At 72.0% G+C, this 18,677-nt stretch carries 17 protein-coding genes; 10 read left to right on the top strand and 7 right to left on the bottom strand.

Features of this window, described 5'->3' with window-relative positions:
- The first annotated feature begins 70 nt into the window (after positions 1-70).
- Complete coding sequence (locus FJ657_RS13210; RefSeq protein WP_141164192.1) at positions 71-499, top strand: nitroreductase/quinone reductase family protein; 429 nt, start codon at positions 71-73, stop codon at positions 497-499.
- A gap of 36 nt (positions 500-535) precedes the next feature.
- Here the strand turns inward: FJ657_RS13210 and FJ657_RS13205 are convergent, their stop codons facing one another.
- The 3 genes from FJ657_RS13205 to FJ657_RS13195 all read right to left on the bottom strand — a co-directional run bounded on the left by FJ657_RS13205 (position 536) and on the right by FJ657_RS13195 (position 3,082).
- Positions 536-1,363: a copper resistance CopC family protein gene (locus FJ657_RS13205; protein ID WP_181408976.1), complete on the bottom strand. Its 828-nt coding sequence runs from the start codon at positions 1,361-1,363 to the stop codon at positions 536-538.
- A 5-nt stretch (positions 1,364-1,368) separates the two neighbouring features.
- On the bottom strand, positions 1,369-2,160 hold the full coding sequence (locus tag FJ657_RS13200) for a YcnI family copper-binding membrane protein (protein WP_141164190.1): 792 nt from the start codon (positions 2,158-2,160) through the stop codon (positions 1,369-1,371).
- Positions 2,161-2,263: 103 nt separating this feature from the next.
- Positions 2,264-3,082, bottom strand: a complete 819-nt coding sequence (locus tag FJ657_RS13195; RefSeq protein WP_141164189.1) for a hypothetical protein — start codon at positions 3,080-3,082, stop codon at positions 2,264-2,266.
- Between the two features lie 95 nt (positions 3,083-3,177).
- Here FJ657_RS13195 and clpX point away from each other — a divergent pair, with 95 nt between their 5' ends.
- The 7 genes from clpX (at position 3,178) to FJ657_RS13160 (ending at position 11,735) form a co-directional block, all read left to right on the top strand.
- A complete protein-coding gene (clpX, locus tag FJ657_RS13190) occupies positions 3,178-4,455 on the top strand; it encodes an ATP-dependent Clp protease ATP-binding subunit ClpX (RefSeq protein ID WP_141164188.1) in 1,278 nt (425 codons plus the stop codon).
- A 172-nt stretch (positions 4,456-4,627) separates the two neighbouring features.
- Positions 4,628-6,283, top strand: a complete 1,656-nt coding sequence (locus tag FJ657_RS13185; protein WP_141164187.1) for an amidohydrolase — start codon at positions 4,628-4,630, stop codon at positions 6,281-6,283.
- Positions 6,284-6,368: 85 nt separating this feature from the next.
- On the top strand, positions 6,369-7,265 hold the full coding sequence (locus FJ657_RS13180; protein WP_141164186.1) for an ABC transporter substrate-binding protein: 897 nt from the start codon (positions 6,369-6,371) through the stop codon (positions 7,263-7,265).
- 2 nt (positions 7,266-7,267) lie between these two features.
- Complete coding sequence (locus tag FJ657_RS13175; RefSeq protein ID WP_141164185.1) at positions 7,268-8,266, top strand: amino acid ABC transporter permease; 999 nt, start codon at positions 7,268-7,270, stop codon at positions 8,264-8,266.
- Between the two features lie 65 nt (positions 8,267-8,331).
- Positions 8,332-9,084 carry an amino acid ABC transporter ATP-binding protein gene (locus FJ657_RS13170; RefSeq protein ID WP_141164532.1) on the top strand — a complete coding sequence of 251 codons (753 nt, stop codon included), beginning with the start codon at positions 8,332-8,334 and terminating at the stop codon, positions 9,082-9,084.
- A 123-nt stretch (positions 9,085-9,207) separates the two neighbouring features.
- Positions 9,208-10,416 carry a benzoate/H(+) symporter BenE family transporter gene (locus tag FJ657_RS13165; RefSeq protein WP_141164184.1) on the top strand — a complete coding sequence of 403 codons (1,209 nt, stop codon included), beginning with the start codon at positions 9,208-9,210 and terminating at the stop codon, positions 10,414-10,416.
- 302 nt (positions 10,417-10,718) lie between these two features.
- Positions 10,719-11,735 carry an LLM class flavin-dependent oxidoreductase gene (locus FJ657_RS13160; RefSeq protein ID WP_141164183.1) on the top strand — a complete coding sequence of 339 codons (1,017 nt, stop codon included), beginning with the start codon at positions 10,719-10,721 and terminating at the stop codon, positions 11,733-11,735.
- A 192-nt stretch (positions 11,736-11,927) separates the two neighbouring features.
- On the opposite strand, the gene FJ657_RS13155 is transcribed toward FJ657_RS13160, so the two are convergent.
- Complete coding sequence (locus FJ657_RS13155; RefSeq protein WP_141164182.1) at positions 11,928-13,961, bottom strand: M3 family metallopeptidase; 2,034 nt, start codon at positions 13,959-13,961, stop codon at positions 11,928-11,930.
- 93 nt (positions 13,962-14,054) lie between these two features.
- Here FJ657_RS13155 and FJ657_RS13150 point away from each other — a divergent pair, with 93 nt between their 5' ends.
- Both FJ657_RS13150 and FJ657_RS13145 read left to right on the top strand, forming a co-directional pair.
- Positions 14,055-14,762, top strand: coding sequence for a winged helix-turn-helix domain-containing protein (locus FJ657_RS13150; protein ID WP_141164181.1), 708 nt, complete (start codon positions 14,055-14,057; stop codon positions 14,760-14,762).
- Between the two features lie 2 nt (positions 14,763-14,764).
- Complete coding sequence (locus tag FJ657_RS13145; protein ID WP_141164180.1) at positions 14,765-14,998, top strand: hypothetical protein; 234 nt, start codon at positions 14,765-14,767, stop codon at positions 14,996-14,998.
- A gap of 69 nt (positions 14,999-15,067) precedes the next feature.
- Here FJ657_RS13145 and FJ657_RS13140 read toward each other — a convergent pair whose 3' ends face one another.
- The 3 genes from FJ657_RS13140 to valS are packed head-to-tail and all read right to left on the bottom strand — an operon-like array spanning position 15,068 to position 18,507.
- Entirely contained in the window at positions 15,068-15,316 is a 249-nt protein-coding gene (locus tag FJ657_RS13140) for a hypothetical protein (RefSeq protein ID WP_141164179.1), read from the bottom strand.
- Positions 15,317-15,373: 57 nt separating this feature from the next.
- A complete protein-coding gene (locus FJ657_RS13135; protein ID WP_141164178.1) occupies positions 15,374-15,892 on the bottom strand; it encodes a GNAT family N-acetyltransferase in 519 nt (172 codons plus the stop codon).
- Complete coding sequence (gene valS, locus FJ657_RS13130) at positions 15,889-18,507, bottom strand: valine--tRNA ligase (protein ID WP_141164177.1); 2,619 nt, start codon at positions 18,505-18,507, stop codon at positions 15,889-15,891. Before valS ends, FJ657_RS13135 begins: the two co-directional genes overlap by 4 nt.
- Between the last annotated feature and the right edge of the window lie 170 nt (positions 18,508-18,677).

Raw genomic sequence — 18,677 nt, 5'->3', positions numbered from 1 at the left:
GTGGGGGAAGGGCCGTCGGGAATACCCGGCGGCCCTTCTGCCTGTCACCGGCAGGGCGTACCGTGCGGGCATGACGGCGCACGAGCTGGACGAGCAGGTCATCGCGGGGTATCGAGCCGGGGGAGACCTCGGGGTTCCGGGGGTGCACCGCGAGCGGATCGCGCTGCTCACCACCACGGGACGCCGCACGGGCGAGAAGCGCACCTCGCCGATGATGTTCGTGCCGCAGGGTGCGGGCGTCGACGGCGGCGTGATCGTCGTCGCGTCGGCGGCGGGCGCACCGCGGCATCCGGCCTGGTATCTCAACCTCGTCGCCGACCCGCGGGTGCACGTCGAGCTGCCCGACAGCGAATGGGATGCGCGCGCCGAGACGGTCACGGGCGACGCACGGGCGCGGCTGTGGGCGGAGCTGCTCGAAGGCTTCCCGTTCTTCGCGGAGCACGAACGGAAAGCGGGCCGCGAGATCCCGCTGGTGAAGCTGGTTCCCGCGACCCGCTAGGTCGGGCGTGCGCCGCCGACGCGGTCGGCGCCGCGGTCAGTCGGAGCTGCCGCCGCCGGAGTCGGAGCCGCCGGGGCCGCCGCTGCCGCTCGATCCGTCGTCAGCGTCGCGGCCGTCGGAGACCGAGTCCGACCCGGCACCGCCGCTGTCGCGCGTCGTGCCGTCATCGCCGGTGCGCTCGCCGCGCGGCTTGCGGGTCAGCAGGAGCAGCGTGACGCCGCCCGCCACGAGCACCGCGAGGATCGCGCCGCCGATCCAGAGCACGTCGCCGAGCGGCACCTGGGCGCCGTCCTGGCCGACAGCCGGCCCCGAGGGAGCAGACGAGGCCGAGCCGTCCGCATCCGCCTGGTCGGCCGCATCGGCCGTGCAGGCCGGGTTGCCGTCGGCGCCCGGCTTCGGCACGACGTAGTCGGCCGGAGCCTGCCAGCTGAACTCGAAGTCGCCGCTCACGGTGTGGCCGTCGGCGGACACGAGCTGCCAGGTGAGCGTGTAGGCGCCCGAGCCGCCCAGCACCGCGGGAACCGACATGACGTTGTCGACGATCGTCGGCTCGGCCGGGCAGTAGCTCCAGCCGTCGGGACCCTCGACGCGCACGGCGAAGCCCTTGCCGCCGCCCTGCAGGTCGAGCAGCGCCAGGTCTGTCGTGATCGAGAACGTCTCGGGCAGGGTCGTCACCGTCGAGTCGGCGGCCGGCACGGTCGCCGTGACGCGGTTGTGCGCCGACGCGGGCGCGGCGACGCCGAGCACGGCGCCCGCGAGTCCGAGCGCCGCGACGAGGGCGCTCGCCGCGATGACGGCGAGCGCGCGGGGCCCGGCCGGGCGACGCGAGGTCGCCCGGCCGGTGGTGCGGGATGCGCGGCTCACGCCGATCACGCCGCTCCGTTTCCGTGGCGCGCGCGGGTCGCGCCGAGCGCGCCGACGACGAGGCCGATCACGCCGATGACGAGGCCGACGATGCCGAGCACACGGGCGAGCACGTCCGGCTGCGCGGCGGTCGTCGCCGTCGCCGCCGTCGCATCCGCGTCGTGGTCGTCGCCGGACGCGCCGTGCGATCCGCCGTGCTCGTCCGCGGGCGGGGCCTCGTTCACGTAGACGGTCGGCGCCGGGTCCTCGGCGTCGGCGCCCGTCTCATCCCAGTCGACGACGCTGCCGTCGCTGTAGCTCTGGTGCGCCGGCAGCACGAGCTTGTCGACGTCGGGAACGGGGCCGAGCGTGACCGGGAACTGCACGAACTCGCCGGGCTTGATGCCCTCGCCCGTCGCGGTCCAGATCACCTTGGTGTAGCCCTCGGTGAGGGTGCTGTCGCCGACCTTGACAGGCTTCGGCAGCTTCTCCTTGACGGCCTGGACGCTCCATCCGGCGATCGGCTCGTAGGCCACGTACGACAGCGGGGTGTCGGTCGGCAGATCGAGCTCGACCTTGGTGGTGGATGCGGTGTCCGATTCGGTCGGCACCTTCACGTTCACGGTGGCGTAGCTGCCGGCCGCGGCGGTGTTCGGTCCGACCGTCACGTGGGCGCTCGCGGCGAGCGGTGCGGCGAGGGCGAGCAGGGCGCCGGCGCCGACCGCCGTGGCGGTCAGGGCGAGGGGGCGTCGCGTGCGGGCGGCGGCCGCCGCGGTGACGACGGACGGGGTGGCGGGGTGCGCGGAAGCGCGGTTCATGGTCTCTCCTTGGTCGCCGCAGGGCGCGGCGATCGTTCGCTGGGGTGCGCGCGACGGACGTCGGCGCGCAGTGCCGGCCGGCGCGGATGCCGGGCGGCGGATGTCAGGCGAACGAGAGGAGGGGCGGTCCGCGCCGGGGGGAGGAGCGGACGAGGACCGCGGACCGCAGGCGCACGGCCGAACCGTGAGCGCCCGCGGCGGAGCGGAACGCGCGGCGGAGCGCCATCGCGGTCGCGGATGTGCGTCGCGAGCCCGCGCCGGTGTCGGCGAGGGCGCCGCCGACGAGCGCGGTCAGCGCGGCCAGTCCGAGGAGCGCGCGGCGCAGCGCGGCGGCCGGGGCGCCCGTCGGCTCGGCCAGGCGCACGAGCAGCGTCCACAGCGCCGCCTCGGCCCAGCGCAGCAGCACGACCGTCACGATCGCGGCGACGAGGTGCGCGGCGAGCATCCGCGGCTCGGTGAGGTGGGCGGCGTGCGCGGCGCCGACATGGGCGGCTCCCGCTCCGGAAGCGGAGGAGGTGGCGGCCGCGGACGCGAAGTCGCTCGAGCTCGCACCCGGGTGCACGTGGCGTGCGACGGCGAGGCCCGGCCCGCCGAGCAGCACGAACAGGTAGTGAAACGCCGCCTGGCTCGGCAGCACGATCGCGAGCAGCCGGGGCAGCGAGGGCCGTCGCGCGGTCAGCAGCGTGCCGAGCAGCACGGCGACCACGAGCCCGACGGCGATCGCGAGCCAGCCGGGGACGTCGCCCCCGCCGAAGCCGTGCGACGCCGCCGCGAGCACCATCGCCGTCGTGCCCGCGAGGGCGCCGCGCGCGGTGCGCGCCGCGCGGCTCTGCAGAGCAGACGACATGCCGGTGACCTCTCGGGCGGCGGAACGGGGTGTCGCGACCGGGATGTCGGTCGTCGCATCCAGTCTAAAGAGCATGAGGACGCCCCGAGACGCACCGCCCTTACGGGGTGCAACGCCGCGAGCCCTGTTCGGTCTAGGCTCTGATGAACGATTCGGGGAGGGTGACCTGAATGGCACGCATCGGTGAGAGCGCCGACCTGCTCAAGTGCTCGTTCTGCGGCAAGTCGCAGAAGCAGGTGCAGCAGCTGATCGCAGGTCCCGGCGTCTACATCTGCGACGAGTGCGTCGAACTCTGCAACGAGATCATCGAAGAGCGCCTCGCCGAAGCCGGCGAGGAGACCTCGAGCGAGTTCGATCTGCCGAAGCCGCGCGAGATCTTCGACTTCCTCGAGGAGTACGTGATCGGCCAGGAGCCCGCCAAGCGCGCGCTGTCGGTCGCCGTCTACAACCACTACAAGCGCATCCGCGCCCGCAGCCAGCTCGTCAGCGCCGACGCCGTGCTCGACGACATCGAGATCGCGAAGAGCAACATCCTGCTCATCGGCCCGACGGGCTGCGGCAAGACCTATCTCGCCCAGACGCTCGCGAAGCGCCTCAACGTGCCCTTCGCGGTGGCGGATGCGACAGCCCTCACCGAGGCGGGCTACGTCGGCGAAGACGTCGAGAACATCCTGCTCAAGCTCATCCAGGCCGCCGACTACGACGTCAAGCGGGCCGAGACCGGCATCATCTACATCGACGAGGTCGACAAGATCGCCCGCAAGGCCGAGAACCCGTCGATCACCCGCGACGTCTCGGGCGAGGGCGTGCAGCAGGCGCTGCTGAAGATCCTCGAGGGCACGGTCGCGAGCGTGCCCCCGCAGGGCGGCCGCAAGCACCCGCACCAGGAGTTCATCCAGGTCGACACGACCAACGTGCTGTTCATCGTGGCTGGCGCCTTCGCCGGGCTGGAGGACATCATCTCGGGCCGCGTCGGCAAGCGCGGCATCGGCTTCGGCGCCCCGCTGCACTCGAAGCGCGACGAGGCCACGCTGTTCAGCGCGGTTCTGCCGGAGGACCTGCACAAGTTCGGGCTCATCCCCGAGTTCATCGGCCGTCTCCCCGTCGTGACGACGGTGTCGCCGCTCGACCAGAGCGCGCTCATGCAGATCCTCACCGAGCCGAAGAACGCGCTCGTGAAGCAGTACCAGCGCATGTTCGAGATCGACGGCGTCGAGCTCGAGTTCGAGCAGGACGCGCTCGAGGCGATCGCCGACCTGGCCGTGCTGCGACAGACCGGCGCCCGCGGTCTGCGCGCGATCCTCGAAGAGGTGCTCGGCCCGATCATGTTCGACGTGCCCTCCGACGACGACGTGGCGCGCGTGGTCATCACGCGGGATGCGGTCAGCAGCAACGCGGCGCCGACGATCGTGCCGCGCCAGCCGCGTCGGGCCGAGAAGTCGGCCTGATCCCGAACTCGAGCGCGCTCGCTGAACGACGGGTGAAGTGGACGGTGCTCTCCGCGCCCGTCCACCGATCCGGTTGTAAAAGTTTGGTTTCGGTGCGGATCGCGTCGCTCGATCGGGAATAGCATCGGCACACCGGCCCCGCGATGGAGCGGGGATCCGGAGTAGGAGCGTCATGTCATCTCGCGCGCAGACGGTGTTCGTCAACGGCGCCGTCTACACCGGCGGCCTCGCCGAGCCCGACGCCCGCGTCACCGGCCTCGCCGTCGCCGACGGCCGCATCCTCGCCCTCGGCGGAGCCGACGAGCTGGCCGAACTGACCGGGCCCGACACCGAGGTCGTCGACCTCGCAGGCGGCCTCGTGCTGCCCGGCTTCGTCGACGCGCACATCCACCCCGTCGAGGGCGGCCTCGAGCTCATGCGCTGCGACCTCTCCGGCGCGGCGACGCGCGAGCAGTACCTCGCGATCATCCGCGACTACGCCGAGGCGAACCCCGAGCTGCCGTGGATCCTCGGCGGCGGCTGGCAGGTCGCGGCGTTCCCGGGCGGCGCTCCGCTGGCGACCGACCTGGATGCGGTGATCGGCGACCGCCCCGCCTTCCTCTCGAACCGCGACCACCACGGCGCCTGGGTGAGCAGCCGCGCTCTCGAGATCGCGGGCCTGCGCGCCGACACCCCCGATCCGGCCGACGGCCGGATCGAGCGCGACGCGAACGGAGCGCCGAGCGGCACCCTGCACGAGGGCGCCCGCACGCTCGTGACCCGGCACATCCCGGCCGACACGACGGCCGAGGAGACCGAGGCGCTGCTCACGGCGCAGAAGTACCTGCACTCGCTCGGCATCACCGGGTGGCAGGACGCGATCGTCGGCGACTACGGCAGCCACAGCGACACCGGGCCCGTGTACCTCGAGGCCGCCCGCTCGGGCGCGCTCACCGCGCGCGTCGTCGCGGCGCTCTGGTGGGAGCGCTCGCGCGGCGTCGAGCAGATTCCCGAGCTGGTCGCGCGGCGCGAGGCGCTCGAGCACCCGCGGTTCCGCGCGACGAGCATCAAGATCATGCAGGACGGCATCCCCGAGAACTACACGGCGGGAATGCTCGAGCCCTACCTCGACGCGAGCGGCGCCCCGACCCTCGGCACGGGCCTCTCCTTCGTCGACCCGATCGAGCTGCGCCGCGACGTGACCGAGCTCGATCGCGCCGGATTCCAGGTGCACATCCACGCGATCGGCGACCGCGCGGTGCGGGAATCGCTGGATGCCATCGAAGCCGCGCGCGCCGCGAACGGCGACAGCGGCATCCGCCACCACCTCGCTCACGTGCAGGTCGTGCACCCCGACGACCTCGCCCGCTTCGCCCCGCTCGGCGCGACCGTGAACATGCAGGCGCTCTGGGCCAACTGGGAGCCGCAGAACGAGCTCATCAACCTCGTCGCCCTCGGCGCCGAGCGCTCGTCGTGGCAGTACCCCTTCGCCCAGCTGTGGAACGCGGGCGCCGTCTTCTGCGCCGGCAGCGACTGGCCGGTCACGACGCCCGACCCCTGGGCCGCGATCCAGGTCGCCGTCACGCGTCGCCTGCCGCACGACGACGCCGACTACAACCCGAAGCCCTTCTACCCCGGGAGCGCGCTGTCGCTCGCTCAGGCGCTCAGCGCCTACACGCAGGGCTCCGCGCGCATCAACGCCTTCGAGCCGACCGGCACGCTCGAGCCGGGCGCCGTCGCCGACCTCGCCGTCGTCGACCGCAACCCCTTCGCGGGGTCGGTCGACGCGATCTCCGACACCCGCACCGCCTCGACCTGGATCGACGGCGTGCGCGTGCACACGACCTGACCGCACCACCGAGACTCCGCACCACCCCGACTCCGCACCACCGCCCGCCACGACCATCCCGTCGCTGCACCACGAGAAGGACACCATGAAACGCACCGCACTCCTGCCGTTCGTCGCCCTCGCCGCCGTCACCGCGCTCACGCTGTCGGGCTGCGTCAACAACGAGACCGACACCCCTGCCGCGAGCGGCGGCGCCTCCGACGTGAAGAAGGACGAGGCCGCCGCGAAGCTGCTGCCCGCCGACATCGTCGAGTCGGGCACGCTGACCCTCGGCACCGACGCGACCTACGCGCCCAACGAGTTCAAGGACGCCGACGGCAACCCCATCGGCTGGGAGATCGAGCTCGCGGATGCCATGGCCGGCAAGCTCGGACTGAAGACCAAGTACCAGGTCGCCAAGTTCGACAACATCATCCCCGGCATCACCGGCGGCAAGTACGACGTCGGCCTCTCGTCGTTCTTCGACACGCAGGAGCGTCAGAAGCAGGTCGACATGATCGACTACTACCAGGCCGGCATCCAGTGGGCGACGCCCGCGGGCAAGACCGTCGACCCCGACAACGCCTGCGGCATCACCCTCGCCGTGCAGAACGGCACCACCGAGGCGCTCGACGACGGCCCCGCCAAGTCGAAGGCCTGCACCGACGCCGGCAAGGCGGAGATCAAGCTGCTCGGCTACGACACCCAGGACGACGCGACCGCTGCCGTGACGCTCGGCCGCGCCGACGCGCTCTCGGCCGACTCGCCCGTCACGCTCTACGCGGTGAAGCAGTCGAAGGGCAAGCTCGAGGTCTCGGGCGACCCGTACTCGGTGTTCCTCTACGGCATGCCGATCGCGAAGGACCGCGGCACGCTCGGCCAGGCCCTCCAGGCCGCTCTGCAGTCGCTGCAGGATGACGGCACCTACGCGAAGATCCTCAAGAAGTGGGGCGTCGAGGACGGCGCGATCGACAAGATCGACATCAACGGGGCCACGAGCTGACGATGAGCGACACCACCTCGACGGGCTCGGCGCGCTCCGGCGCCCCGAGCCCGTCGGGCGCCTCGCCCGACCCGATCACGGCAATCCCGCTGCGCCACCCCGGCCGCTGGATCATCGCCGTGGTGCTGGTCGCGATCCTGGCGCTCTTCGTCTACGACGCGGCCGTCAACCGGCCCACCTACGACTGGCCCTCGGTCGCGAAGTACCTCTTCGACCGGCGCGTGTCGCAGGCCGTGCTGGTGACGCTCGAGCTGACCGTGCTGTCGATGATCGGCGCGATCCTCATCGGCGGTCTCGTCGCGGTCATGCGCCTGTCGCCGAACCCGGTGCTGCGCGCGCTCGCCTGGGTGTTCGTGTGGATCTTCCGCGGCACCCCGGTCTACGTGCAGCTCGTGTTCTGGGGCCTGCTCGCCACGATCTACAAGACGATCACGATCGGCATCCCCTTCACGACCGCCGCGGTCAGCTGGACGACGCAAGAGGCGATCAGCGTCTTCTGGCTCGCCGTCATCGGCCTCGCGCTCAACGAGGCGGCCTACATGTCGGAGATCGCCCGTGCCGGCATCCTCTCGGTCGACAAGGGCCAGGATGAGGCGGCCGTCGCGCTCGGCATGACCTGGGGTCAGACGATGCGGCGCATCATCCTGCCCCAGGCGATGCGCGTGATCATCCCGCCGACCGGCAACGAGGTCATCTCGATGCTCAAGACGACCTCGCTCGTCACGGCGGTGCCGCTCTCGACCGACCTCTACACGCGCACCCGCGACATCTCGGCCGAGACCTTCAACCCGATCCCGCTGCTCATCGTCGCGTCGATCTGGTACCTCGTGATCACCTCGGTGCTCATGGTCGGCCAGTACTTCCTCGAGAAGCGCTTCGCGCGCAGCACGCGGTTCATCGACGTGGGCGGCAACCCGGTCGCGCCGACGGCCGCGGCCGCGGGCGCGTCGGCGGGGGAGCCGGCGAGCGGAGACGCCACGAACGAGAGGGGCGGCGCATGAGCGACACCGCATCCACCGCCGCGTCGGCGGCACCGGCGACACCGGCTGCGCGCGTCGCCGAGCCGATGGTGCGCGCCGAGAACGTCATGAAGAGCTTCGGCTCGAACACCGTGCTCAAGAGCATCTCGCTCGAGGTCGGGCGCGGTGAGGTCATGTGCATCATCGGGCCGTCGGGCTCGGGCAAGTCGACGTTCCTGCGCTGCATCAACCACCTCGAGAAGGTCAACGGCGGGCGCCTGTTCGTCGACGGCGAGCTCATCGGGTACCGGCAGCGCGGCGACAAGATCTACGAGCTGCACCCGAAGGAGGCCGCGCTTCAGCGGCGCGACATCGGGATGGTGTTCCAGCGCTTCAACCTGTTCCCGCACCTGACCGTGCTCGAGAACATCATCGAGGCGCCGCAGCGGGTCAAGCGGCAGGGGCGGGATGCGGCGGTGAAGCGGGCGACCGAGCTGCTCGCCCGCGTGGGCCTGGCCGACAAGGCGAAGGCCTACCCGGCATCCCTGTCGGGCGGTCAGCAGCAGCGCGTCGCGATCGCCCGCGCTCTCGCGATGGAGCCCAAGCTGCTGCTCTTCGACGAGCCGACCTCGGCGCTCGACCCCGAGCTGGTCGGCGAGGTGCTCGACGTGATGAAGAACCTGGCCGCCTCGGGCATGACGATGATCGTCGTCACGCACGAGATGGGATTCGCGCGCGAGGTCGCCGACAGCCTCGTCTTCATGGACGGCGGCGTGGTCGTCGAGGCCGGCGACCCGCGCCAGGTGATCACCGACCCGCAGCACGAGCGCACGAAGGCGTTCCTCTCGAAGGTGCTCTGAGCGGCGCTCGCGGCTCTGTTCGGATGCGGCCCGCATCCTCGTCTCCCGTCACGGCGGGGGAGAGGATGCGGGCCCTTCTGTCGCGCGGGCCGGAGTCGCCGCGCTCACTAGGCTGGTGCGGCCATGACAGCCGGTGACCGCCCCGCCTCCGCGCCCTCCTCCCTCGCCGCGCCGATCGCCGCCGGGCTCGTCGGCGCCGTCACCGGCTTCGCGAGCTCGTTCGCGCTCGTGATCGCCGGGCTCACCGCCGTCGGCGCCACGCCCGCCGAGGCCGCCTCGGGGCTGCTCGCGCTCTGCCTCGGCCAGGCCGTGCTCGCGATCGTGCTGAGCCTGCGGTTCCGCATGCCGCTCTCCTTCGCGTGGTCGACGCCCGGCGCCGCCGTCCTCGTGGCCGCGGGAGCCGCGACGAAGGGACACGACTACTCGGGCGCGGTGGGCGCCTTCCTCGTGGCCTCGGCCCTCATGGCGATCACCGGCTTCTGGCCCTGGCTCGCCCGGCTGGCGACGAGCATCCCGAAGCCCATCGCGAGTGCGATGCTCGCCGGCATCCTCTTCCCGATCTGCGTCGCGCCGGTCACCGCGAGCGTCGAGCATCCCTGGCTCGCGCTGCCGCCGATCGTCGTCTGGCTCGTGCTGAGCCGCCTCGCGCCGCGCTGGGCCGTGCCCGCCGCCGTGGTCGCCACCGCGGTCGCCGTGCTCGTCGCCGCCGGACCCGACTGGGCCGACGGAGCCTCGCTCGCCCCCGTCGTGACGTTGACGGCGCCGAGCTTCGACCCGGCGCTGATCGTCGGCCTCGGCGTGCCGCTCTACCTCGTCACGATGGCCGGGCAGCAGATCCCGGGCTTCACGGTGCTGCGCACCTTCGGGTACGACGCCGCGCCGACCCGCACGCTGCTCGCCTCGACCGGCATCGTCTCGGCGGCGACGTCGACGTTCGGCGGGTTCCAGGTGAACCTCTCGGCCCTCACCGCCGCGATCATGGCCGGCCCCGACTCGCACACGCCGCATGCCCGCCGCTGGATCGCCGCGGTGACGGGTGGCGTCGCCTACCTGGTGCTCGCGTTCGGTGCGGGCGTCGCCGGAGCGCTGGTGCGCGCGAGTCCGCCCATCCTCATCGAGTCGGTCGCCGGTCTCGCCCTGCTCGGCGCGCTCGTGACCGCGATCGCCGGAGCCCTCGAGGAGGTGCCGAACCGCGTCGTCGCGATCGCGACCTTCCTCGTCGTCGCCTCGGGCGTCAGCGTCGCGGGCATCGGCTCGGCCGTGTGGGGACTCCTCGCCGGCGGCGCGATCATGCTCGTGCTGCGCGTCGGGCGTCGCCGCGCCGCCGACTAACCCGCGGATCCCTGAGCGCTGGATCCGGGCGTCCGACCCCGACGCGTCGTGCCCTGAGTTCGCCGGCCCGACCGCAATTCAGGATCCGTCGCCGCGCAATTCAGGATCCGACCGGGATTCCGGCCGCTATCCGTGCGGATCCCGCCGCTGATCCTGAATTGCGAAACCGATCCTGAATTGCGAAGCACCTGGGTCGCGGAGGGAGAGCGGAGGACGACGAGTCCGCTCACCAGTTCGGTTCGGCCGCCGCGCCGCCGACTGACCCGCGGAATCCTGAGCGGCGCGACGGCGTTGCAGGTCGGGTGAGCGCACCCCTCTCGATCCTCGACCTCGCCCCCATCGTCAGCGGCGGCGACCACGCCTCCGCCCTCGCCGAGACCATCGCGGTTGCGCAGGCGGCGGATGCAGCGGGCTACTCCCGCTTCTGGGTCGCCGAGCACCACGGCATGCCCTCGATCGCCAGCTCGGCGCCCGCCGTGCTGATCGGCGCGATCGCGGCGGCGACGGAGCGCATCCGCGTCGGCTCGGGAGGGGTCATGCTGCCCAACCACTCCTCGCTCGTGATCGCCGAGCAGTTCGGAACCCTCGTCGCCCTGCACGGCGACCGCATCGACCTCGGCCTCGGGCGCGCCGCGGGTACCGATCCGACCGTGTCGGCGGCGATCCGGCGCAACGTCGGCGCCGAGACGGTCGACGACTTCCCGAACCAGGTCATCGAGCTGCTCGCCTACTTCGGCACGATCCCGCCGCTCGAGAGCGGGCAGGGCGGCCGCATCGTCGCGATCCCCGGGATGGGCGACTCGCCCGAGCTGTGGCTGCTCGGCTCGAGCGACTTCAGCGCGCGCCTCGCCGGGATGATGGGCCTGCCCTTCGCCTTCGCCCATCACTTCGCGGGCGGCGAGATGACCGACGTCGTCTTCGATCTCTACCGCAAGGCCTTCACGCCGTCGGTCGTGCTGCGCGAGCCGCGATCCGCCGTCGCTGTCGCGACCGTGGTCGGCGACGACGACGCGGATGCCCGCCGCCGCGCTCTGCCGCAGGCGCTCGTGCAGCTGCGCATGCGCACCGGCCGGCTGCCCGCGCGCATCCCGACGATCGAGGAGGCGGAGCAGCACCCCTGGACCGCCGCCGAGACCGAGTGGGTGGATGCGCGCCTCGCCCAGCAGGCCGTCGGCTCGGAGGCGACGGTGCGGGCCGCACTGGACGCTCTCATCGCCCGCACCGGCGCCGACGAGATCGTGTTGGCCGTGCAGGGCTCGCGCCTCAGCGATCGGCTGGACACCGTGCGGGCGCTCGCCCCGGCCGCGGCCCGGGCCTGAGCCGAGCGCGGGGTCCCGTTCCGACGGCCCCACGGTCGCCGGGCGCGCCGCGCCGCGCCGCGCCCGCCCCGACGCAACTCAGGAGATCCGTGCTCAGACGAGGCGCGCGCCCCGTCTCGGTGCGGACCTCCTGAGCTGTGTCGCTCCTGAGTTGCGTCGCCGATGCCGTCGTCGCCGCCGCCTGCTCTGCACCTACTCCAGGCCGCGGCGCTTCAGCAGCGGGGAGAGGTCAGCGGGTCGTCCGCGGAACTCGCGGTACGACTCCAGCGGGTCGCGCGAGCCGCCGATGCCGAGCACGAACTCGCGGAAGCGGTCGCCGTTCGCGCGGGTCATGCCGCCGCTCTCGCGGAACCACTCCACCGCATCCGCATCGAGCACCTCGCTCCAGATGTAGGAGTAGTAGCCGGCGTCGTAGCCCCCCGAGAAGGTGTGCGCGAAGTAGGTCGACGAGTAGCGCGTCGGCACCGCCGGGTTGTCGAGCCCGACGGCCGCGAGCGCACGCGCCTCGAAGTCGGCCACGTCGGTGATGGATGCCGCCTCGGCGGCCGAGAGCCGGTGCCAGGCCTGGTCGAGCAGCGCGGCGGCAAGATACTCGCTGGTCGCGAAGCCCTCGTTGAACTGCTCGGAGGCGTGCAGTCGGTCGACGATGGCCTGGTCGAGCGGCTCGCCGGTCTCGACGTGCTTGGCGTAATTCGCCAGCACCTCGGGCCACAGCATCCACATCTCGTTGACCTGGCTCGGGAACTCGACGAAGTCGCGGTAGACGTTCGTGCCCGAGAAGCGCGGGTAGGTGACGTGCGCGAGCAGTCCGTGGAGGGCGTGGCCGAACTCGTGGAACAGGGTGTTGACCTCGTCAAGCGTCAGCAGCGTGGGGGATCCGGCCGGCGGCTTGGGCACATTGAGGTTGTTGACGACGATCGACGTGGGGATGCCGAGCAGCTCCGACTGCGAGATGAGCGGGTTCATCCACGCGCCGCCGCGCTTCGAGTCGCGCGTGTAGAGGTCGAGCACGTAGAGGCCGAGCGCGCTGCCGTCCTCCTCGAAGACCTCGAAGACGCGGGCTTCGGGGTGGTACGCCTGCAGCTCGGGGCGCTCCTCGAAGCTCAGGCCGTAGACCTGTCCGGCGGCGAAGAAGACGCCGTCGCGCAGCACGCGCTCGGCTTCGAACCAGGGGCGCAGCGCGGCGGTGTCGACGTCGTACTCGGCGGCCCGCACCTTCTCGGTGAACAGCGCCCAGTCGTGCGCCGCGATCGGCTGCCCAGACTGCTTCTCGAGGGCCTCCTGCTCGGCGCGGGCGTTGCGCGCGGCGGCGGGCGCGAGGCGCTCGAGCATCCCGGCGACCGCCTCGGGGGTCTTCGCGGTCTGGTCGGCGGTGACGGCGGCCGCGTGGCTGGCGAAGCCGAGCAGCTCGGCCCGCTCGGCGCGCAGGCGCACGATCTCGAGCAGCACCTCGCGGTTGTCGTGCTCGCCGCCGCGGATGCCGCGCGAGCGGGACGCGGTCATGATGCGCTCGCGCACGTCGCGGTCGGTCAGCGCGGCCAGCCACGGGTGGCCGGTGAACAGCGGCAGCGTGACGAGCCAGGCATCCTCGATGCCGCGCTCGCGGGCGGCCTCCGCCGCCGAGGCGATCTCGCCCTCGCCGAGTCCGTCGAGTTCGGCGCGGTCGCGGATGACCACGGCCAGCTCGTTCGTGTCGGCGAGCAGGTTCTTCTCGAAGCGCGTCGTCAGCGTCGACAGTCGCGCATTCAGCTCGCTCAGCTTCGTCTTGGCCTCGTCGTCCAGGCCCGCTCCGGCGAGCGTCATCTCGGTGTGCCAGCGCTCGACGAGGTAGCGCTGCTCGGGAGTCCAGTCGGCGCTCTCGCGGCCTTCCCAGAGCGTCGACACGCGCCAGTAGAGCTGGCTGTCGAGGCGGATCGCGTCGCTGTGCGCGGCGAATCTGGGCGCGTACTCCTCTTCGAGCGCGTTCGTGGTGTCGTTCGAGTCGGATGACGACTTGTTGAAGAAGACGTGCAGGGCCCGGTCGAGGATGCGGCCCGAGCGCTCGAGCGGCTCCATCGTGTTCTCGAAGGTCGGCATCGACCGCACCCGCGTGATGTTCGCGACCTCGGCCCGCTGCTCGGCCATGCCCTCCTCGAAGGCGGGCGCGAAGTGCTCGTCGCGGATCTCGGCGAAGGGCGGGAGCCCGTGGGGGAGGGTGCTCGGCTGCGAGAAGGGGGTGGCGGTCATGCGCTCCACCCTAGAACGGCCGCCCGAGGGATGCAGAGAAAACGTTGCAAAGAAAACCTTGCAAAGAAATATTTGCAGAAGTATCTTTGCACCATGACCTCCACCGATCCGGACGACGGTTCCGCGTCGGCCGCCGATGCCGCACCGGGTGCCGACGCGGCACCGACCGCCGGCGCCGCGGTCGGCCGCACCCTCGATGCGACCGCGCTCAAGGCCTACGCGCATCCGCTGCGTGTCGCGATCGTCGACGTGCTCTCGACCTTCGGCCCCGCCACGGCGAGCGGCCTCGGCGAGCGGCTCGGCGAGTCGAGCGGCTCGACCAGCTACCACCTGCGCCAGCTCGAGAAGCACGGCTTCGTGCGCGAGGTCGAGGGCCGGGGCACCGCCCGCGAGCGCTGGTGGGAACGCGTTCCCGGCGGCATCTCGCTGAACCCGGACGCGTTCCGTGCCGGCGGCGGGATGCGCGCCGCGAGCGAGCTGATCCAGGCCGAATGGGAGCGCAGTCGGCGACGCCTGCTCGACGAGTTCCTCACGCACGGCGACGAGCTGGGTGAGAAGTGGATCGATCGCGCCACGATCTCCACCGCCAACCTGCGCCTCACCGGACCGCAGCTGGCGCAGCTGAGCAAGCGGCTCATGGAGGTCGTCGACGAGTTCGTCGTCACCTACCGCGACAGCACCGAGCCGGGATCCCGCCCCGTGCAGGCGCAGCTCAACGTCTTCCCGATCATGGGCGGCGACGTCACGCCCGGCGACGACTCCGACAGCACCACCGACACGCACGACCGGAAGGAGGGATAACCATGTCCGCCGCGATCCACACCTTGGCCCTGGGCGTGCGCCCGAGCGGCGGCGCGACCCTCGCCGTCTACCGGCTCGGACTCGCGCTGACCGTCTGGGCGCGACGCCGTGCCGCGGAGTCCGCCGAGCGCGACGCCCGCACACGCGCCGACGCGACGCTGCTGCGCGAGAACGCGCGCGCCCGCGTCGAGCGCGAGCGCCGCGCCGAGCTGCAGCGCGCGTTCCTCATCCGCTGAGCCGACCGCACCGGCCGACCGCCCGCCCGCGCCGGCATCAGCGCCCGCGCCGACGCGCGCTCGGGCCCGTCAGCCGTCTTCGGGCTGCGGCGCCTCGATCACGGCCTCGTCGGCGGCCGGCGAGTAGCGGATGGTCGTGCCGTCATCCAGCTCGACGACCGGCCGGCCCTCGAGCCAGGTGAGCGTCCAGCGCCAGACGGACGTGTCGACGCCCTCGGCGGCGAGCTCCGCCTCGACCTGACGCACGGCCGTCACGACCGCCTCGGGCAGTCGCGGCGGGGTGTCCGCCCCGACGCTCCAGCGTGTTCCGAGCTGCATGTCCGCTCCTCTCGAAGATGCGCGGCGACGCGGATGCGACGCCGCCGACGTCGTGGCCTAGAGCTTCTGCTCGTAGGTCAGCCAGGTCGTGCGCTGCGCGATCCGGTCGTAGACCCGCTGGGCGCGCTCGTTCGATGCAGCGGTGATCCAGCGGAGCGTGCCGCCCTCGCCCCGCTCGCGCCCGTCGCGGGCGATCTCGCCGAGGCGGGCGATGAGCGCGGTCGCCGCACCGCGGCCGCGCGCTGCCGGGGCGGTGAACAGGTCGTCGAGGTACCAGTCGCGGTGCCGGCTGAAGGTGTCGGGGTGCGAGCGGTAGTGCGCGAATCCGACCAGGGCGTCGCCGTCCGCCGAGTCGACGGCGACGAGCGCGTCGACCCCGGAGCCCTCGGCGACGAGCAGAGCGCCGACGTGGTCGAGGTGCGCGTCGTCGAACACCGTCTCGTAGAACTCCCCGTAGGCGCGGAACAGCTCGCGCCAGGCGGCGAGGTCGTCGGCCGTGATCGCGCGGATCACGAGACCCGAGTCGGTCGTGACGGACTCGTCCGCGGCCGCGCCGGCATCGCCGCCGGCGCTCACGCCTGCTGCTCCTCGAGCACGATGTCGCTCACCGCGACCTCGTCGGCCTCGACGTGCGTCAGCTCGGCGATGCGGCCCACGGCGCGCAGGTCGTCGAGCGCGCCGGCGAGGATCGCGGGACCGGCCAGCGTCGCCGAGGTGACGGGTGTCTTCTGCGAGGCCTTCGCATCCGTCTTCGCCCGGCGGATGCCGATGAGCGCCGCGCTGACGGCCGGCAGCAGGCCGCTGGGCTCGGTCGCGCCGAGTGCGCGCAGCTCCGAGGCCTCCGGCCAGGCGGCGGTGTGGATGGAGCCCTCGTGGGTCCACGACCACACCTCCTCGGTGGCGAAGGGGATGACGGGCGCGAGCAGGCGCAGCAGCACGTCGACGGCGGCGCGCAGCGCGGTCACCGCGCTCGCCTGCGCGGCGCCGGAGCCCGTGTAGGCGCGCTCCTTGACGAGCTCGAGGTAGTCGTCGCAGAACGTCCAGAAGAACTGCTCGCTCAGCTCGAGCGCGCGGGCGTGGTCGAACTGCTCGTAGGCGGCGGTCGACAGCTCCACCACGCGGGCGAGCTCGGCCAGCACGTCGAGGTCGAGCGGCTCGGTCACGCCGGCCGCGGCCTCGTCGAAGGGGAAAGAGTATACGAACTTCGCCGCGTTGAGCACCTTGATCGCCAGACGGCGGCCGATCTTGATCTGCTTCGGGTTCTGCGGGTCGAATGCCGCGTCGGTGCCGAGGCGCGACGAGGCCGCCCAGTAGCGCACCGCATCCGAGCCGTGGTCGTCGAGCATGCCGGCCGGCGTGACGACGTTGCCCTTCGACTTCGACATCTTCTTGCGGTCGGGGTCGACGATGAAGCCCGAGATGCCGGCGTTCGTCCACGGCACGGTGCCCTCTTCGAGCTGCGCGCGCAGCACGGTCGAGAACAGCCAGGTGCGGATGATGTCCTGCCCCTGCGAGCGCAGCGAGTAGGGGAACACCAGGTCGAAGAGCTCCGGGTCGGTGCCCCAGCCGGCGGCGATCTGCGGGGTGAGCGACGAGGTCGCCCAGGTGTCCATGATGTCGAGCTCGCCGACGAAGCCGCCGGGCACGCCGCGCTGCGACTCGTCGTAGCCGGGGGCGGTGTCGCTCGACGGGTCGATCGGCAGCGCCTCCTCGCTCGGCACGATCGGCGAGCCCTGCACCGGGTTGCCGTCGGCGTCGAGCGGGTACCAGACCGGGATCGGCACGCCGAAGAAGCGCTGGCGCGAGATGAGCCAGTCGCCGGTGAGCCCGTTGACCCAGTTCTCGTAGCGCACGCGCATGAAGTCGGGGTGGAAGTCGATCTGCTTGCCCGCCTCGAGCAGGCGCTGCTTGAGCGCCTCGTCGCGGGCGCCGTTGGCGATGTACCACTGGCGGGTCGACACGATCTCGAGCGGACGGTCGCCCTTCTCGAAGAACTTGACCGGGTGCTGGATCTTCTTGATCTCGCCGATCAGCTCGCCCGACTCCTGCAGCAGCTCGACGATGCGCGCCTTGGCGCTGAACACGGTCTTGCCGGCCAGCTCGGCGTAGGCGGCGCGGCCCGCCTCGGTGAACAGGTCGGCGGCGGGCGCCTCCGACACGAGACGGCCGTCGAAGCCGACGACGGTGCGGTTGGGCAGGTCGAGCTCGCGCCACCAGGTGACGTCGGTCGTGTCGCCGAAGGTGCAGATCATGGCGATGCCCGATCCCTTGTCCTTCTGAGCGAGGTGGTGGGCGAGCACCGGCACCTCGACGCCGAACAGCGGCGTCGTCACGGTCGTGCCGAACAGCGCCTGGTAGCGCTCGTCGTCGGGGTGCGCGACGAGGGCGACGCACGCGGGCAGCAGCTCGGGCCGGGTGGTCTGGATGTCGATCACGCCGCCGTCGGGACGGTGGAAGGCGAGGCCGTGGTACGCGCTCGGCTGGTCGCGCTCCTCGAGCTCCGCCTGCGCCACCGCGGTGCGGAAGGTCACATCCCACAGCGTGGGCGCATCCGCCTGGTAGGCCTCGCCGCGGGCGAGGTTGCGCAGGAACGCGCGCTGGGCCGCGCGCTGTGCTTCGTCGCCGATCGTGCGGTAGGTGAGCTTCCAGTCCACGCTGAGACCGAGCTTGCGCCAGAGCTCCTCGAACTGCACCTCGTCTTCGGCGGTGAGCCGCTCGCAGAGCTCGACGAAGTTGCGGCGCGAGATCGGCAGCTGGTCGGCCGCCTTCGTGCTCTTGCCCTCTCCGCCTTCCTGCGGCGGGGTGAACTCGGGGTCGTAGGGCAGCGTCGGGTCACAGCGCACGCCGTAGTAGTTCTGCACGCGGCGCTCGGTGGGCAGACCGTTGTCGTCCCAGCCCATCGGGTAGAAGAGGTGCTTGCCGCGCATGCGGTTGAAGCGCGCGGCAAGGTCCATGTGGGTGTAGCTGAAGACGTGGCCGATGTGCAGGCTGCCCGACGCGGTCGGGGGCGGGGTGTCGATCGCGAAGACGCTCTCCTTGCCGGCGGCGAGAGCCGCGGCGCGGTCGAAAGAGTAGGTGTCCTGCTCGGCCCAGGCGGCGTCCCACTTCGGCTCGAGGCCCTCCAGAGCCGGACGGTCGGGGATGCGGCTGCTGCCGGTCTCGGGAGTGCTGTCGCCGTGCGCGTCGGACATGAGGGCTCCGCTTTCGCTTCGATTTTGGCGGCACCGAGTCGGATGGTGAGGTGCCTGAGTGTGGGGTCTCGCGCGAGTCTACCGCCGGGTTCGAGGGCGGCGCGGACGGCCCCGGCAGCCGGGCCGGGGGACGATCGGTCCGGACCCCGGAGTCGAGATCCGCTCGCCCT

Origin of the sequence: Schumannella soli, from assembly GCF_006517435.1 — a bacterium.
GTDB lineage: Bacteria > Actinomycetota > Actinomycetes > Actinomycetales > Microbacteriaceae > Schumannella > Schumannella soli.
Note: the sequence above shows the minus strand (reverse complement) of the source record. Positions and strands in the feature narration are given on the sequence as shown.

Coding starts and splice junctions, on each gene's coding strand:
- FJ657_RS13195 (WP_141164189.1), bottom strand. CDS start 3,082: ATGCTCTTTAGACTGGATGCGACGACCGACATCCCGGTCGCGACACCC.
- FJ657_RS13185 (WP_141164187.1), top strand. CDS start 4,628: ATGTCATCTCGCGCGCAGACGGTGTTCGTCAACGGCGCCGTCTACACC.
- FJ657_RS13150 (WP_141164181.1), top strand. CDS start 14,055: ATGACCTCCACCGATCCGGACGACGGTTCCGCGTCGGCCGCCGATGCC.
- FJ657_RS13140 (WP_141164179.1), bottom strand. CDS start 15,316: ATGCAGCTCGGAACACGCTGGAGCGTCGGGGCGGACACCCCGCCGCGA.
- clpX (WP_141164188.1), top strand. CDS start 3,178: ATGGCACGCATCGGTGAGAGCGCCGACCTGCTCAAGTGCTCGTTCTGC.
- FJ657_RS13170 (WP_141164532.1), top strand. CDS start 8,332: ATGGTGCGCGCCGAGAACGTCATGAAGAGCTTCGGCTCGAACACCGTG.
- FJ657_RS13210 (WP_141164192.1), top strand. CDS start 71: ATGACGGCGCACGAGCTGGACGAGCAGGTCATCGCGGGGTATCGAGCC.
- FJ657_RS13155 (WP_141164182.1), bottom strand. CDS start 13,961: ATGACCGCCACCCCCTTCTCGCAGCCGAGCACCCTCCCCCACGGGCTC.
- valS (WP_141164177.1), bottom strand. CDS start 18,507: ATGTCCGACGCGCACGGCGACAGCACTCCCGAGACCGGCAGCAGCCGC.
- FJ657_RS13165 (WP_141164184.1), top strand. CDS start 9,208: ATGACAGCCGGTGACCGCCCCGCCTCCGCGCCCTCCTCCCTCGCCGCG.
- FJ657_RS13180 (WP_141164186.1), top strand. CDS start 6,369: ATGAAACGCACCGCACTCCTGCCGTTCGTCGCCCTCGCCGCCGTCACC.
- FJ657_RS13145 (WP_141164180.1), top strand. CDS start 14,765: ATGTCCGCCGCGATCCACACCTTGGCCCTGGGCGTGCGCCCGAGCGGC.
- FJ657_RS13200 (WP_141164190.1), bottom strand. CDS start 2,160: ATGAACCGCGCTTCCGCGCACCCCGCCACCCCGTCCGTCGTCACCGCG.
- FJ657_RS13175 (WP_141164185.1), top strand. CDS start 7,268: ATGAGCGACACCACCTCGACGGGCTCGGCGCGCTCCGGCGCCCCGAGC.